Origin of the sequence: Pseudomonas cremoricolorata DSM 17059 = NBRC 16634 (assembly GCF_000425745.1) — a bacterium.
Taxonomy (GTDB): domain Bacteria; phylum Pseudomonadota; class Gammaproteobacteria; order Pseudomonadales; family Pseudomonadaceae; genus Aquipseudomonas; species Aquipseudomonas cremoricolorata.
The window spans coordinates 142,259-157,154 of the sequence record NZ_AUEA01000001.1 but is presented as its reverse complement, the minus strand read 5'-3'; the positions used below and the strand labels follow the sequence as shown (position 1 = coordinate 157,154).

14 protein-coding genes are annotated in these 14,896 nt (G+C 61.5%); 4 read left to right on the top strand and 10 right to left on the bottom strand.

Features of this window, described 5'->3' with window-relative positions; all coding sequences use genetic code 11:
• Positions 1 to 35: 35 nt before the first annotated feature.
• The 6 genes from H618_RS0100720 to trxA all read right to left on the bottom strand — a co-directional run bounded on the left by H618_RS0100720 (position 36) and on the right by trxA (position 5,880).
• Entirely contained in the window at positions 36 to 443 is a 408-nt protein-coding gene (locus H618_RS0100720; RefSeq protein ID WP_028693229.1) for a flagellar basal body-associated protein FliL, read from the bottom strand.
• 143 nt (positions 444 to 586) lie between these two features.
• A complete protein-coding gene (locus H618_RS0100715) occupies positions 587 to 1,237 on the bottom strand; it encodes a gamma-glutamylcyclotransferase (RefSeq protein WP_028693228.1) in 651 nt (216 codons plus the stop codon).
• 219 nt (positions 1,238 to 1,456) lie between these two features.
• Positions 1,457 to 2,425, bottom strand: a complete 969-nt coding sequence (locus H618_RS0100710) for a CDP-6-deoxy-delta-3,4-glucoseen reductase (protein ID WP_028693227.1) — start codon at positions 2,423 to 2,425, stop codon at positions 1,457 to 1,459.
• Complete coding sequence (gene ubiD, locus H618_RS0100705; RefSeq protein WP_028693226.1) at positions 2,425 to 3,891, bottom strand: 4-hydroxy-3-polyprenylbenzoate decarboxylase; 1,467 nt, start codon at positions 3,889 to 3,891, stop codon at positions 2,425 to 2,427. The genes H618_RS0100710 and ubiD overlap by 1 nt, the downstream gene beginning before the upstream one ends.
• A 170-nt stretch (positions 3,892 to 4,061) precedes the next feature.
• Entirely contained in the window at positions 4,062 to 5,321 is a 1,260-nt protein-coding gene (gene rho / locus H618_RS0100700) for a transcription termination factor Rho (protein WP_028693225.1), read from the bottom strand.
• Between the two features lie 229 nt (positions 5,322 to 5,550).
• Positions 5,551 to 5,880, bottom strand: a complete 330-nt coding sequence (gene trxA / locus H618_RS0100695) for a thioredoxin TrxA (protein WP_028693224.1) — start codon at positions 5,878 to 5,880, stop codon at positions 5,551 to 5,553.
• A 317-nt stretch (positions 5,881 to 6,197) separates the two neighbouring features.
• On the opposite strand from trxA, the gene ppx reads away from it, so the two are divergent.
• Positions 6,198 to 7,700: an exopolyphosphatase gene (ppx, locus tag H618_RS0100690; protein ID WP_028693223.1), complete on the top strand. Its 1,503-nt coding sequence runs from the start codon at positions 6,198 to 6,200 to the stop codon at positions 7,698 to 7,700.
• On the opposite strand, the gene ppk1 is transcribed toward ppx, so the two are convergent.
• Together ppk1 and hemB are read right to left on the bottom strand one after the other, a co-directional pair.
• Positions 7,687 to 9,912 carry a polyphosphate kinase 1 gene (ppk1, locus tag H618_RS0100685; RefSeq protein ID WP_028693222.1) on the bottom strand — a complete coding sequence of 742 codons (2,226 nt, stop codon included), beginning with the start codon at positions 9,910 to 9,912 and terminating at the stop codon, positions 7,687 to 7,689. The two genes, ppx and ppk1, sit on opposite strands and share 14 nt — an antisense overlap.
• Positions 9,913 to 9,986: 74 nt before the next feature.
• Entirely contained in the window at positions 9,987 to 10,997 is a 1,011-nt protein-coding gene (hemB, locus tag H618_RS0100680) for a porphobilinogen synthase (protein WP_028693221.1), read from the bottom strand.
• Between the two features lie 209 nt (positions 10,998 to 11,206).
• On the opposite strand from hemB, the gene H618_RS0100675 reads away from it, so the two are divergent.
• Together H618_RS0100675 and elbB are read left to right on the top strand one after the other, a co-directional pair.
• On the top strand, positions 11,207 to 11,848 hold the full coding sequence (locus H618_RS0100675) for a DedA family protein (protein ID WP_028693220.1): 642 nt from the start codon (positions 11,207 to 11,209) through the stop codon (positions 11,846 to 11,848).
• A gap of 77 nt (positions 11,849 to 11,925) precedes the next feature.
• Entirely contained in the window at positions 11,926 to 12,594 is a 669-nt protein-coding gene (gene elbB, locus H618_RS0100670) for an isoprenoid biosynthesis glyoxalase ElbB (protein WP_028693219.1), read from the top strand.
• A 35-nt stretch (positions 12,595 to 12,629) separates the two neighbouring features.
• Here elbB and H618_RS0100665 read toward each other — a convergent pair whose 3' ends face one another.
• Positions 12,630 to 13,082, bottom strand: coding sequence for a YaiI/YqxD family protein (locus tag H618_RS0100665; RefSeq protein WP_028693218.1), 453 nt, complete (start codon positions 13,080 to 13,082; stop codon positions 12,630 to 12,632).
• Positions 13,083 to 13,138: 56 nt separating this feature from the next.
• Entirely contained in the window at positions 13,139 to 13,420 is a 282-nt protein-coding gene (locus H618_RS0100660) for a hypothetical protein (protein ID WP_028693217.1), read from the bottom strand.
• 400 nt (positions 13,421 to 13,820) lie between these two features.
• Here H618_RS0100660 and H618_RS22185 point away from each other — a divergent pair, with 400 nt between their 5' ends.
• Positions 13,821 to 14,828 (top strand): RHS repeat-associated core domain-containing protein, encoded by a 1,008-nt coding sequence (locus H618_RS22185; RefSeq protein WP_081673674.1) that lies wholly within the window; start codon positions 13,821 to 13,823, stop codon positions 14,826 to 14,828.
• Positions 14,829 to 14,896: the final 68 nt, after the last annotated feature.

Here is a 14,896-nt window from a genome sequence, read left to right as displayed (position 1 = left end):
TGTGGCCTGCTCGATAGTGTCTATGGCGGGATGTGCTACTGCACGATCAGATTGTTGAACAGCAGGTCTTCGACGACAGGCTTGCCCTCTTCGCTTTCCAGTACCTGCTGGACTTGTTTCAAGGCCTCCTGGCGCAGGCGCTCCTTGGCCTCGACGTTGCTCATCCCGTCGAGGGTCTGCTGGGCGAACAGGGCAACCAGCTGGTTGCGAATCAGCGGCTCGTGCAGCTTCACCGCAGCGGCAGCCTCGGCGCCGGTCACGCGCAGGGCGACATCGGCCTTGTATACATGCAGCTTGGGGCTGCCATCGAGGGCGTAGTTGCCTACGAACGGCGGCGTCAGGCTGTAGTAGGAAACCTTGGCCTCCCCTTCCTTGGCTTCTTCCTCGGCCAGTGCCGCCATAGGCATCAGCAAGGCCAGCACCATCAAGATCCACGCTTTCACGGCTCAGCTCCTTTCAATAATGGCCGCCAGCTTAACCAGCGAATGCAGCAAACCCAAGCGCGTCGATACGCACTCGGGTACTGCTCAAGGTATCGGCCAACACCGGCAAAGAAATAGGCTGATGAACGCGCTGTGCTGCGAGGTCAAGCCTGACGCAGGCCATGACAGCGTCTGACCCGCGCCTCCAGGTTGCGATCGGGCATCTGGTGATGGCGCAGGGCATGCAAGGTCTGCTCGACGTAATCGCGAGTGCTGCCGAAGCGCCCCTGCGCTGTTTCGAGGATTTCGCCGAGCAACGTGTCCGGCAGATTGCCGGCGTAGCAGGGCAAGTGCCGCTCGAGAACGAAGCCCAATGCCTGCACCTTGCTGCCATCGTCCAATCGGCAGTTCAACCAGTGCGGACGGTAGGCCGGAAACGGCATTTCGCGTTGCCACAAGGCCATCAGCGAGTCTTCCAGGCTGCCTTCATCGAGCCGATAGGCGAAGCCACTGCACGAGCCGCCACGGTCAAGCCCGAACACCAGGCCAGGGGTCTGCGGGGTGCCACGATGCTCGTGCGACCACAGGTACAGACCGCGGTGATAGCCATGCACCCTGGCCCGCTGCCGCTCCAGGGCAGTGCCCTCCGGACGCCAGATCAGCGAGCCGTAGGCGAACAGCCAGACCGGGCCACCAGAGTGGCGAGACATGGTCGAACTCATCGAGTTGAGTAGTTGTTCCTGGCTCAATTGCGGGCCGAAATCGAGCCGTGGAGGATAGGAGACTTTCCAGGACGCAGGTTCACTTGCCGACATAATGTGCCGCCACTGTTTCTCATAAACGACTAGAGCATCTGACTGTAACTGAATGATGCTGCGATGGACTTACCGTACGGCAGATCGCCGACCGCTTTCAACCCTGAAGCCCGCGCATTCAGGCAGTTTCACCAACTTTCGCGGCATAACCACCTGCGTTAGTCGTCTATCGGCGGCCCCATCGAATCAACGGCGTGCCCTTGCGGCACGCCATTGCGATCACCCGCGCGGCGCGTACGCGAAGACATCGGCGCGCATCTGATGCGCGTCCATCCCCGCCTCGACCAAGGCATCCAGGGTGGCGTAGACCATGGCCGGCGAACCGCTGGCATAGACGTGAACGTCGGCAAGTTCTGCGATGTCTTCGCACACCGCTTCGTGCAACAGCCCGCAGCGCCCGTCCCAGCCGCACAGATCGCTGACCACCTTGTGCAGGAACAGGTTGGGACGTTGCGCCCACTCGTCCCAGTGCTCGATCTCGTAGAAATCTTCGGGCCGGCGCACGCCCCAGTAAAGGTGCACCGGGTGCGTGAAGTCCTGCGCCCGGCAGTGCTCCAGCAAGCTGTGCATCTGCGCCATTCCGGTGCCGGCAGCGATCAGCACCAGCGGGCCGTCGGGCAGCTCGGCCAGGTGCGCGTCGCCGAACGGCAGCTCCAGGCGCGCCAGTCGCTCACGCTGCAACTGCTCGATCAGCAGCCGGGCGCCGCCTTCACGGGCCAGAATGTGCATTTCCAGATCGCGCCCGCTGTGGGGCGCCGAGGCCAGGGAAAATGCCGCCTTGCTCGCGCCTTCGCGCTCGATCATCAGGTATTGCCCGGCGTGATAGCGCAGCGGCTTGCCGGCAGGAGCACGCAGACGCACGCGCCAGACATCACCGCCCACCTCGATGCACTCGCTGAGGGTGCAGGCCAACGTGCGCACTGGCAGCTCGCCCAGCGCAAGGACGCCGTCCCACAGCAGCACGCAATCCTCCAGCGGCTCGGCGATGCAGGTGAACAGCTCACCATGGTCACGCACTTCGCCGTCCTGGCGCACCCGTCCTTCCACCAGCAACGCCGCGCAGACGTGGCAATTGCCATTGCGGCAGCTGTTGGGGCAGTCATAGCCCAAGCGCCGCGCCGCATCCAGAATCCGCTCTCCGGGCTCGAGTGCAAGCACTGCCCCGGATGGCTGCAAGGTCACCTGCATCACACTATTCCCAACTGATCCCACAGCTCATCGATACGCCGGGTCACGGCCTCGTCCTTGACGATGACACGCCCCCACTCACGCGTGGTTTCGCCTGGCCACTTGTGGGTGGCATCCAGGCCCATTTTCGATCCAAGTCCCGACACGGGTGAGGCGAAATCAAGGTAGTCGATCGGCGTGTTGTCGATCATTACCGTGTCGCGCTTGGGGTCCATCCGCGTGGTGACGGCCCAGATCACGTCGTTCCAGTCGCGGGCATTGATATCGTCGTCGGTGACGATAACGAACTTGGTGTACATGAACTGTCGCAGGAACGACCACACACCGAGCATCACGCGCTTGGCATGGCCGGGGTACTGCTTCTTGATGGTGACCACCGCCATGCGGTACGAGCAACCTTCGGGCGGCAGGTAGAAATCGACGATCTCGGGAAACTGCTTTTGCAGAATCGGCACGAACACTTCGTTCAGTGCTACGCCGAGGATCGCCGGTTCATCCGGCGGACGTCCGGTGTAGGTGCTGTGGTAGATCGGCTGGCGGCGGTGGGTGATGCGCTCGACGGTGAACACCGGGAAGCTGTCCACTTCGTTGTAGTAGCCGGTATGGTCGCCGTAAGGCCCTTCGGGGGCCATTTCGCCTGGGTGGATGACCCCTTCGAGAATGATTTCCGCGGTGGCCGGCACCTGCAGGTTGCTGCCCCGGCACTTGACCAGTTCGGTGCGGTTGCCGCGCAACAGCCCGGCGAAGGCGTACTCCGACAGCGTGTCGGGCACAGGCGTCACCGCGCCGAGGATGGTAGCCGGGTCGGCGCCCAGGGCGACAGCCACGGGGAATGGCTCGCCAGGATGCTTCTCGCACCACTCGCGGTAGTCCAGTGCGCCGCCGCGGTGGCTGAGCCAGCGCATGATGACCTTGTTGCGGCCAATCAACTGCTGACGGTAGATACCCAGGTTCTGGCGTTCCTTGTTCGGCCCGCGAGTGACGGTCAGGCCCCAGGTGATCAGCGGCGCCACATCGCCTGGCCAGCAATGCTGGATCGGCAGCTGGTTGAGGTCGACATCATCACCCTCCACCACCACCTCCTGGCACAGCGCATCCTTGACCACCTTTGGCGCCATGGACACGACCTTCTTGAAGATCGGCAGTTTCGACCAGGCATCCTTCAGACCCTTGGGCGGCTCTGGCTCTTTGAGAAATGCCAGCAGCTTGCCGATTTCGCGCAGTTCCTCGACCGACTCGGCACCCATGCCCATGGCCACCCGCTCGGGGGTGCCGAACAGGTTGCCGAGCACCGGCATATCGAAGCCGGTGGGCTTTTCGAAGAGCAGGGCCGGGCCCTTGGCCCGCAGGGTGCGGTCACAGACCTCGGTCATCTCCAGCACGGGGGAAATCGGAACCTGGATGCGCTTGAGCTCGCCGCGCTGCTCCAGGCCTCGAATGAAGTCGCGTAGGTCGCGATACTGCATGCGTGAGCCTCGTATTGGCCGTATCGGTCGGTTAAGGGGGAGCACAATGCATTGAGGCCGCGTCGCCTCCTTTCGCGGGTGAACCCGCTCCTACAGATTGCGCACCTGTGGAAGCGGGTTCACCCGCGAAAGGCTGCGAAGCGGCCCCAGTCATGCCGGATCGATCGCGCTTACTTGCGCTTCATCGACAAGAAGAACTCGTCGTTGGTTTTGGTCTGCTTGAGCTTGTCGGTGAGGAACTCGATCGCGGCGATCTCGTCCATCGGGTGCAGCAGCTTGCGCAGAATCCACATGCGCTGCAGCTCGTCGTCGGCGGTCAGCAACTCTTCACGGCGGGTGCCGGAGCGGTTGATGTTGATGGCCGGGAACACACGTTTTTCAGCGATACGACGGTCAAGGGGCAGTTCCATGTTGCCGGTACCCTTGAACTCTTCGTAGATGACTTCATCCATCTTCGAGCCGGTTTCCACCAGCGCCGTGGCGATGATGGTCAGCGAACCGCCTTCCTCGATGTTGCGCGCAGCGCCGAAGAAACGCTTGGGTTTCTCGAGAGCGTGGGCATCGACACCACCGGTGAGGACCTTGCCGGAGCTCGGGATCACGGTGTTGTAGGCGCGCGCCAGACGGGTGATGGAGTCGAGCAGAATGACCACGTCCTTCTTGTGCTCGACCAGACGCTTGGCCTTCTCGATGACCATTTCAGCAACCTGTACGTGACGGGTCGGTGGCTCATCGAAGGTCGAGGCGACCACTTCGCCGCGCACGGTGCGCTGCATCTCGGTCACTTCTTCCGGGCGCTCGTCGATCAGCAGGACGATCAGGTGGCACTCGGGGTTGTTGCGGGTGATGTTGGCCGCGATGTTCTGCAGCATGATGGTCTTGCCCGCCTTCGGCGGAGCGACGATCAGACCGCGCTGGCCTTTGCCGATCGGGGCGCACAAGTCGATGACGCGGCCGGTCAGGTCTTCGGTGGAACCGTTGCCGGCTTCCATCTTCAGGCGCTTGTTGGGGAACAGCGGCGTCAAGTTCTCGAAGAGAATCTTGTTCTTGGCGTTTTCCGGACGGTCGAAGTTGATGGTATCGACCTTGAGCAGCGCGAAGTAGCGTTCCCCTTCCTTCGGTGGGCGGATCTTGCCAACGATGGTGTCGCCGGTGCGCAGGTTGAAGCGGCGGATCTGGCTGGGCGAAACATAGATATCGTCAGGGCCGGCCAGATACGAAGCATCTGCCGAACGCAGGAAACCGAATCCATCCTGGAGAATCTCCAGCACGCCGTCACCCGAGATCTCTTCGCCGCTTTTCGCGTGTTTCTTCAACAGGGCGAAGATCACGTCCTGCTTGCGCGAGCGGGCCATGTTTTCGATGCCCATCTGCTCGGCCATTTCCAGCAGATCGGTAATCGGCTTTTGCTTGAGTTCTGTCAGGTTCATAAGGGGAGTGACGTAATCATGTAAGAAGGGAGAATTAAGCTTCTGGCTTAATGAAGCCGCGCCGCTAGATTGGCGACAGGATCGCGTACTGATTCGAATTAGGGATGCGTCGGCGACGGCGTGCAGAGGGCACTGAAGAAGCAGTGCGGGGCCGAATGTAACACTTGCTTTTTTCGGCGTCTAGTGGGCTAAAAAAGAAAAGCCCCGGATTTCCGGGGGCTTTCGCAGATCAGATATTGGCGTCGAGAAACGCAGCCAGTTGCGACTTGGACAAGGCGCCGACCTTGGTGGCCTCGACAGCGCCGTTCTTGAACAGCATCAGCGTCGGGATACCGCGCACGCTGTGCTTGGCCGGGGTTTCCTGGTTTTCGTCGATGTTCAGCTTGGCGACGATCAACTTGCCTTCGTATTCGGCGGCGAGGGCGTCCAGCACCGGAGCGATCATTTTGCAAGGGCCACACCATTCAGCCCAGTAGTCAACCAGCACGGGCTTGTCGGCCTTGAGCACTTCTGCCTCGAACGTGGCGTCGGTGACGTGTTTGATAAGATCGCTGCTCATGGATATCTCCAGGTCATAAGGCAAAATCGACGCTCATCATAGCCGTCCCTTCGTTCTACAGGAAGCCGGAGCCGATTGACTGTCGCTATGAAGGGGCAAGACCCGACGAATCGAAACGGTCATATACCTGTCATAGGATGGACGACGGGTCCGCTCATGCATCACCGGCAGGCGCCGGCGCCTTTCGCCAGCTAATGTGATGAACGATTGCCGCCCATCGAGCCCTTGTCCTGCATCAAGGCCCGGCCCTTCGCGCGTTGGCGTAGGCCAACGATCGTGTCACGATTGCCGGGTTATCGACCGAGAACTACCAGACCATGCCGCATAAAACCGCGAAGAACCTGTCTCTGATCGCCGCTATCGACCTCGGCTCCAACAGCTTCCACATGGTCGTCGCCAAGGCCCATCACACCGAGATCCGCATCCTCGAACGCCTGGGCGAAAAGGTCCAGCTGGCCGCCGGCATCGATGAAGACCGCCTGCTCAGCGAAGAAGCCATGGCCCGTGGCCTGGAGTGCCTCAAGCGCTTCGCCCAGTTGATCAACGGCATGCCGCCGGGCGCGGTGCGCATCGTTGGCACCAACGCCCTGCGCGAAGCGCGCAACCGGGCAGTGTTCATTCAGCGTGCCGAGGCCATCCTCGGGCACCCGGTGGAAGTCATTTCCGGCCGTGAAGAGGCGCGCCTGATCTACCTCGGCGTGTCGCACACCCTGGCCGATACCCCCGGCAAACGTCTGGTGGCCGACATTGGCGGCGGCAGCACCGAGTTCATCATCGGCCAGCGTTTCGAACCGCTGCTGCGTGAAAGCCTGCAGATGGGTTGCGTCAGCTTCACTCAGCGCTATTTCCGTGACGGCAAGATCACCCCGGCACGCTACGCCCAGGCCTACACCGCTGCGCGCCTTGAGCTGATGAGCATCGAAAATGCACTGCACCGCCTGACCTGGGACGAAGCCATCGGCTCGTCCGGCACCATCCGCGCCATCGGCGCGGCGATCAAGGCCGGCGGCCTGGGCAATGGCGAAGTCAACGCCGAAGGCCTTGCCTGGGCCAAGCGCAAGCTGTTCAAGATGGGCGAAACCGACCGTATCGACTTCGAAGGGGTAAAACCTGACCGCCGCGCGATCTTCCCGGCAGGCTTGGCGATTCTGGAAGCGATTTTCGACGCCCTGGAACTGGCACGCATGGACCATTGCGACGGTGCCCTGCGCGAAGGCGTGCTGTTCGACCTGCTGGGCCGTCATCACCACGAAGACGTGCGCGAACGCACCCTCAACTCACTGATGGAGCGCTACCACGTCGATCAGGGCCAGGCTGCCCGGGTCGAGCGCAAGGCGCTGCATGCCTTCGACCAGGTCGCTGCAGCCTGGCAGCTCGACGACGGCAACTGGCGCGACCTGCTGGGCTGGGCGGCGAAAGTCCATGAAGTGGGGCTGGACATCGCCCACTACCACTACCACAAGCACGGCGCCTACCTGCTGGAACACTCCGACCTGGCCGGGTTTTCCCGCGAAGACCAGCAGATGATCGCGCTGCTGGTGCGCGGCCATCGGCGCAACATTCCCAAGGAACGCTTCGCCGAATTCGCTGAAGAAAGCGTGCAACTGCTGCGCCTGTGCGTGCTGCTGCGCTTCGCCATCCTCTTCCATCACATCCGCGGCACTCAAGAGATGCCCACGGTGCAGTTGCAGGCAGGCGCCAATAGCCTGGATGTGATCTTCCCTGACGGCTGGCTGGAACGACACCCGCTGACCCAGGCCGACTTCGCCAACGAGGCGGAGTGGCTGACCCGGGTCAACTTCGTCCTCAGCGTACGTTGAGCACCGGGTTGCTCAGGCGCTCCAGCAGTTGCGCCTGGGCATTGCGCGAGTTCTGGTTGCCGGTCGGGGTGCTGCGCACGTAGCGGCCATCAGACTGCAAGGTCCAGGCGTGGGTGTTGTCGGTAAGGTAGCTTTCCAGCTCTTTCTTGACCCGCAGCAGCAGCTTCTTGCCTTCGACCGGGAAGCAGGTCTCGACGCGCTTGTCGAGATTGCGCTCCATCCAGTCGGCGCTCGAGAGGTAGATCTGCTCTTCGCCGCCATTGAGGAAGTAGAACACCCGGGTGTGCTCGAGGAAGCGGCCGATGATCGAGCGCACGTTGATGTTGTGCGACACGCCGGCGATGCCGGGACGCAAGCAGCACATGCCGCGCACCACCAGATCGATACGCACGCCGGACTGACTGGCCTTGTACAACGCCTTGATCACCTTGGCGTCGGTCAGTGAGTTGAACTTGGCGATAATGTGCGCCGGCTTGCCATCCAGGGCGAACTGGGTCTCCCGGGCGATCATGTCGAGCATGCCCTTCTTCAGCGTGAACGGCGCATGCAGCAGCTTTTTCATGCGCAGCGTCTTGCCCATGCCGATCAACTGACTGAACAGTTTGCCAACGTCTTCGGTCAGCGCCGCATCGGAGGTGAGCATGCTGTAGTCGGTGTACAGGCGCGCGTTGCCGGCGTGGTAGTTGCCGGTGCCGAGGTGGGCGTAGCGAACGATCTCGCCCTGCTCGCGGCGCAGAATCAGCATCATCTTGGCGTGGGTCTTGAAGCCCACCACGCCGTAGATCACCACCGCACCTGCCGCTTGCAGACGGCTGGCCATCTGCAAGTTGGACTCTTCATCGAAGCGCGCGCGCAGTTCGATGACCGCAGTCACTTCCTTGCCGTTGCGCGCCGCATCGACCAGCGCATCGACGATCTCGGAGTTGGCGCCACTGCGGTAGAGGGTCTGCCTCACCGCAAGAACGTGCGGGTCCTTGGCCGCCTGGCGCAGCAGGTCGACCACCGGGGTGAACGACTCGAACGGGTGCATCAGCAGCACGTCCTGCTTGCTGATCACGCTGAAGATGTTGTCGCCGTTCTGCAGCAACTTGGGAATCGCCGGGGTGAACGGCGTGTATTGCAGCTCGGGGTGACTGTCCAGGCCGGTGATGCTGAACAGTCGGGTCAGGTTGACCGGCCCATTGACCTGGTACAGCTCGCTCTCGCTGAGGTTGAACTGCTTGAGCAGGTAATCGGACAGGTGCTTGGGGCAGGTATCGGCCACTTCCAGGCGCACGGCATCGCCATAACGGCGCGAGAACAGCTCACCGCGCAGGGCGCGGGCAAGGTCTTCGACGTCTTCGGAGTCGAGTGCCAGGTCGGCGTTTCGGGTCAGGCGGAACTGATAGCAGCCCTTGACCTTCATGCCCTGGAACAGGTCATCGGCGTGTGCGTGGATCATCGACGACAGGAACACATGGTTGGCGCCCGGGCCACCGACCTCTTCCGGCACGCGAATCACGCGCGGCAACAGACGTGGCGCGGGGATGATCGCCAGACCCGAATCGCGCCCGAAGGCATCGACGCCCTCCAGCTCGACGATGAAGTTCAGGCTCTTGTTGACCAGCAGCGGGAACGGGTGGGTCGGATCGAGGCCGATCGGGGTGATGATCGGCGCGATTTCGTCGCGGAAGAAGCGCCGCACCCAGGTCTTGAGCTTGGGCGTCCAGTAACGCCTGCGAATGAAGCGAATCTGGTGTTTTTCCAGCTCCGGCAGCAGCACATCGTTGAGGATCGCGTACTGGCGGTCGACCTCGATGTGTACCAGCTCGCTGATCCGCGCCAGCGCCTGGTGCGGCTGCAGGCCATCGGCACCGGCCAGTTCGCGGGCGAAGGTGATCTGCTTCTTCAGCCCGGCGACGCGGATTTCGAAGAACTCATCCAGGTTGCTGGAGAAGATCAACAGGAATTTCAGACGTTCGAGCAGCGGGTAGCTCTCGTCCAGCGCCTGTTCCAGCACGCGGATATTGAACTGCAACTGCGACAGCTCGCGATGAATGTACAGGCTGCTGTCGTCCAGGCTCGGCACGTTGATCACCGGGGCCGGGGGCGCCGGCGGCGCCTCGACCACAGGTTCGGCTGGCGGGGCCAGGTCCGGTGGTGTTTGCACCAGTTCTTCGGGCACGACTTGGGCATCCTTGAGATCGACAGCGGTCAGCACTTCATTATTCATCGGACATTCCTGTAAGACAGGCCTGACAGAACGTGCCCGTTTGGGACAGGTCTGTCAGGACGTGCTCGGAGGCATCACTGCGCTCTGAGCATCTGTGCGGCTCGCACCGCGAAATAGGTCAGGACCCCATCGGCCCCTGCCCGTTTGAAAGCTGTCAACGACTCGAGAATCACCGCCTCACTGAGCCAGCCATTCTGAATGGCGGCCATGTGCATGGCGTACTCGCCGCTGACCTGGTAAACGAAAGTCGGAACCTTGAACTCGCTTTTGACCCGGTGAACGATATCCAGGTAGGGCATGCCCGGCTTGACCATGACCATGTCGGCACCTTCGGCCAGGTCGGTGGCCACTTCGTGCAAGGCCTCGTCACTGTTGGCCGGGTCCATCTGGTAGGACGCCTTGTTGGCCTTGCCCAGGTTCAGCGCCGAGCCGACCGCATCACGGAACGGGCCGTAGTAGGCGCTGGCGTATTTGGCCGAGTAGGCCATGATGCGCACGTTGACGTGACCGGCCACTTCCAGCGCTTCGCGGATCGCGCCCAGACGGCCATCCATCATGTCCGACGGCGCCACTACCTGGGCACCGGCTTCGGCATGGGACAGCGCCTGGCGCACCAGCGCATCGACGGTGATGTCGTTCTGTACGTAGCCTTCCTCGTCGAGAATGCCGTCCTGCCCGTGGGTGGTGAACGGGTCAAGCGCCACGTCGGTGATTACCCCAAGTTCTGGGAAGCGCTCGCGCAGGGCGCGGGTGGCGCGCTGGGCGATGCCGTCGGGGTTCCAGCCTTCTGCGCCATCGAGCGATTTCTTCTCGACCGGGGTGACCGGGAACAGCGCCAGCGCCGGAATGCCCAGCTCGACCCACTGCTCTGCAGCTTTTAGTAGCAGATCGATGGACAGGCGCTCGACGCCCGGCATCGACGGCACTTCTTCGCGGCGATTTTCGCCATCGAGGACGAACACCGGGTAGATCAGGTCATCGACGGTCAGAACGTTTTCGCGCACCAGCCGCCGGGAAAAATCGTCCCGACGATTGCGGCGCAAACGGGTGGCAGGAAACATGCGATTGGCGGGGGTAAAGCTCACGGCAGACTCCTGAGCCCGCGCAGGCGGGCGAGCGCGACAGTTATAAGCGCCCATTATGACCCCTGTGTGACAGGGAAGGACAACCCTGCGACTTGCGGCCGCAGGCATTCTCGCCGTAGGAAATGTTCACGTCGAGACACATTTGGACACTTTCCCCCACGCTCACTAAGGGGTAGGCTGCGCGTTCATTTCGCCACCACCCCTACACCATGCTTCAACAATTCCTGCACGATTTTGGCTACTTTGCCCTTTTTCTCGGCACGTTTTTTGAAGGTGAGACCATTCTGGTACTCGCGGGCTTTCTTGCGTTCCGCGGTTACATGGACATCAGTCTGGTGGTGGTGGTCGCGTTCTTCGGCAGCTACGCCGGGGATCAGCTCTGGTACTTCATGGGCCGCCGTCATGGCCGCGCGATTCTGGCGCGCAAACCGCGCTGGCAGGCCATGGGCGACAAGGCGCTGGACCACATCCGCCGTCACCCCGACATCTGGGTACTGAGCTTCCGCTTCGTCTATGGCCTGCGCACGGTGATGCCGGTAGCGATCGGTCTTTCCGGTTACCCGCCACGGCGTTATCTGATCCTCAACGGCATCGGCGCTGCGGTGTGGGCCTTGGCGCTGGGCGCTGCCGCCTACCACTTCGGCGCCATCCTCGAAGGCCTGCTGGGCAATGTGAAGCGCTACGAGCTGTGGGTGCTGGGCACCTTGCTGGTGATCGGCATCTTGCTGTGGGTCCGCCGCTACCTGCGCAACCGCCGTGCCGAGCGCGCCGAACGCGCCGCGGCACTTGCCCACGCCGAAGACACCCGGCCCAAGCGCCCCGAGCCTGAAGCCGGGCGCGAACACCCCTGAGCCGAGGCCGACTGAACACGCTTCGCTGTTTGTGTTCCAACTGAGTACAGTCAGCGCCTCGACTCTGGAGTAACCCTATGACAAAAAAAGTTGCAGTGATCCTGTCCGGCTGCGGCGTCTATGACGGCGCGGAAATCCACGAAAGCGTCATCACCCTGCTGCGCCTCGATCAACGCGGTGCGCAGGTGCAGTGCTTCGCGCCGAATGTCGAGCAGTTGCACGTGATCGATCACCTGACCGGTGAAGAAACTCAGGAAAAGCGCAACGTACTGGTCGAGTCGGCACGCATCGCGCGGGGTCAGGTCAAGGATGTGCGTGAAGCCAAGGTCGAAGACTTCGACGCGCTGATCGTGCCGGGCGGCTTTGGCGCCGCGAAGAATCTGTCCGACTTCGCCAGCAAAGGTACCGACTGCACCGTGCAGGCCGATGTGTTGCGTCTGGCCGAAGGCTTCGCCGCGGCCAACAAGCCGGTCGGGCTGATCTGCATTTCGCCGGCCCTGGCGGCGAAAATCTACGGCCCCGGTGTGGTCTGCACCATCGGCAACGATGCCGACACCAGCGACGCAATGACCAAGATGGGCGCTACTCACGAAGAGTGCGATGTGCACGACATCGTCGAAGATACCCAGCGCCGACTGGTCAGCACCCCGGCCTACATGCTGGCGGAAAACATCAGCGATGCCGCCGGCGGTATCTACAAACTGGTCGACCGCATCCTCGAGCTGACCCACGAAGACGATCAGTAACCCTGCCCGGGCCTGCCTTGCAGGCCCTTGCCGCCTTAGGCCTTGGTCAAGCGCGTGAGGATTCGATCCAGCGCATTGGCGAACGCCTGTTTTTCCCGCTCGCCATAGGGCGCCTGCCCTCCCCCGACCTGGCCCTGCTCACGCAGCTCGGTGAACAAGTTACGCACCGCCAGACGATCACCCATATTGCGCTCATCGAACTCCTTGCCCCGTGGGTCGAGCGCGGCGACGCCCTTCTTCACCAGGCGGTCGGCCAGCGGCACATCGCTGCAGATCACCAGCTCACCCGGCAGAGCGTGCTCGACCAGATAGTCGTCGGCCGCGTCCGGCCCACTGGGCACCACGATCAGTTGCACCACGGCGAACGCCGGCTTGGCCACCGCCTGCCCAGCGACCATGATCACCGCCAGTTTGCGCTTGAGGGCGAACTTGACTACCAGATCGCGGGCAGGGCGTGGGCAGGCATCGGCGTCGATCCAGATACGCATGGGGCGGTTCTTCTTCAGCGAGAGCGGGCAGGCATTATGGCCGGCTGGCGCATGCGTCACAAATCAGCATGAGGGCCAGCGCGGCGCTGCTCCAGCCTGTCCAGCGCGTGAAGGATCAACGTGGCGGCGATCACCGCAGAGTCCAGTACGGCATCGAGCGGTTCACCAGGCTGCGTGCGCTGGTAAGCCTCGGTGGTCTGGTAGATATCCTTTAGCAGCGTGTCGACGCAGACCAGCGCTTCGCGTGCGCTGAGGTGTGTGGGCAGGGAGATAGGGGATGAGGGGAAAGCGGCGGGTCGGAGACGATTTTCTTCATTGCGTAACTCCACGTTAGTCAATGGAGCCACCGCCTCGCTTTCTCACAAGACGAGGGTGGCAGCTGTACGCGGGGTGAGAACCGAGAACGTGGAACCCGGTCAGACCGAGGTCTGCCCGCGCACAGCCGCCATGACAACAGCTGCCTTTCCAGTTATCGGGTTCTCACACCCGGTCGTCATATGGACGACCGAGGGAAATTAGCCCTCCGAGAACTCTTCACGCAATCGGAAACAGAGGCAGCCCCTGCAGGATAATTCCCAAACCCTATAAATCCGAGACATTTTGGGCATCTCGTTTCGCATCAAATAGCTGAGCAAGCGTGCTACCTGACAAATCTGCCAGTTGTGCGAAACGCAACGTGGTCGACAAGCTCCAGCAGGGCAACCGTTCAGGTGAGCCCGTATTTCGGAGGGTAACCGCATGAATCAAGACTTAGCCACGACTCGGCGTTTCTATCAGCACGACCAACTCCACACCGTGCTCAGCGCCAGTGCCAATCGGTACGTGTTTCGCATGCAACAACTACCGCTTGCAGAACATCAGGGGGGCGGCCCCAGTGCTGTAACGCTACTTGCAACCGACAGCCTCGACTCGATCTCACTGATAACAGACCAGCAATCAGCATCGCCAGTGAGCTACACGCCTTACGGCCACATCGCAGAGAATGGACTTGAAACGCTTTTGGGTTTCACGGGACAGGCACGAGATTCATACACCCCTTTTTATCTACTCGGTAACGGCTATCGGGCATTCAATCCAGCGCTGTTGCGTTTCAACTCTCCGGACAGTTACAGCCCTTTTGAGGAGGGAGGTCTCAATTGCTATGTGTATTGCGCTGATGATCCCGTGAACTTCAGCGACCGCACAGGACATATGTTTACCCCAAGGCGTAAACCGATCTATAGCCGAGGCGTTGCGACAATCCCACCGGACCTGACTAGACAAAGTGGCAGTCAGGCAGCCCCGCTGGACCTGACTAGACAAAGTGGCAGTCAGGCAGCCCCGCTGGATCTTACTAAACCAAAAAGCTCGCCCCCCCAAAGCAGACATAACCCGCTGTCCCAGCGCAATCGCACAAGGCGCTCTGCGTCCCGGGCGACAATTCGGCCTGACACCCCTATTGCAAGCAACGTCGTGGTCGCATCACCTTCGACGAGTAGCACTGCCCCGACTCAACGTAGAGAAGAAGCGCCTGCTGTTATGAGATCAATAGCTGACAGGATGTTGAACGGCGAGGACAAACTGAGCCATGGTAATTACAAGGAATTTATAAAACTTTCGGTAGAAAAACTCGTGGCATTGGAACAGCAGCAGGAGGCTGATGCAGCCCGAGAACAGTTCATCAGCGGACTTCCTGGCATACTTTCTGACAAGGCCTACGAAGCAATTAAAAGAAAAGTTTCAGCTATCCGACGCAAACAATACTAGGCGGACCAGATTCAACCCAAGCGGCAGTCCATTAACCGTGAGGTTATCTCGCGGCCATCGCGACTCGC

Coding starts and splice junctions, on each gene's coding strand:
- H618_RS0100710 (WP_028693227.1), bottom strand. CDS start 2,425: ATGCAGGTGACCTTGCAGCCATCCGGGGCAGTGCTTGCACTCGAGCCC.
- ubiD (WP_028693226.1), bottom strand. CDS start 3,891: ATGCAGTATCGCGACCTACGCGACTTCATTCGAGGCCTGGAGCAGCGC.
- rho (WP_028693225.1), bottom strand. CDS start 5,321: ATGAACCTGACAGAACTCAAGCAAAAGCCGATTACCGATCTGCTGGAA.
- H618_RS0100715 (WP_028693228.1), bottom strand. CDS start 1,237: ATGTCGGCAAGTGAACCTGCGTCCTGGAAAGTCTCCTATCCTCCACGG.
- H618_RS22185 (WP_081673674.1), top strand. CDS start 13,821: ATGAATCAAGACTTAGCCACGACTCGGCGTTTCTATCAGCACGACCAA.
- trxA (WP_028693224.1), bottom strand. CDS start 5,880: ATGAGCAGCGATCTTATCAAACACGTCACCGACGCCACGTTCGAGGCA.
- H618_RS0100665 (WP_028693218.1), bottom strand. CDS start 13,082: ATGCGTATCTGGATCGACGCCGATGCCTGCCCACGCCCTGCCCGCGAT.
- ppk1 (WP_028693222.1), bottom strand. CDS start 9,912: ATGAATAATGAAGTGCTGACCGCTGTCGATCTCAAGGATGCCCAAGTC.
- ppx (WP_028693223.1), top strand. CDS start 6,198: ATGCCGCATAAAACCGCGAAGAACCTGTCTCTGATCGCCGCTATCGAC.
- elbB (WP_028693219.1), top strand. CDS start 11,926: ATGACAAAAAAAGTTGCAGTGATCCTGTCCGGCTGCGGCGTCTATGAC.
- H618_RS0100675 (WP_028693220.1), top strand. CDS start 11,207: ATGCTTCAACAATTCCTGCACGATTTTGGCTACTTTGCCCTTTTTCTC.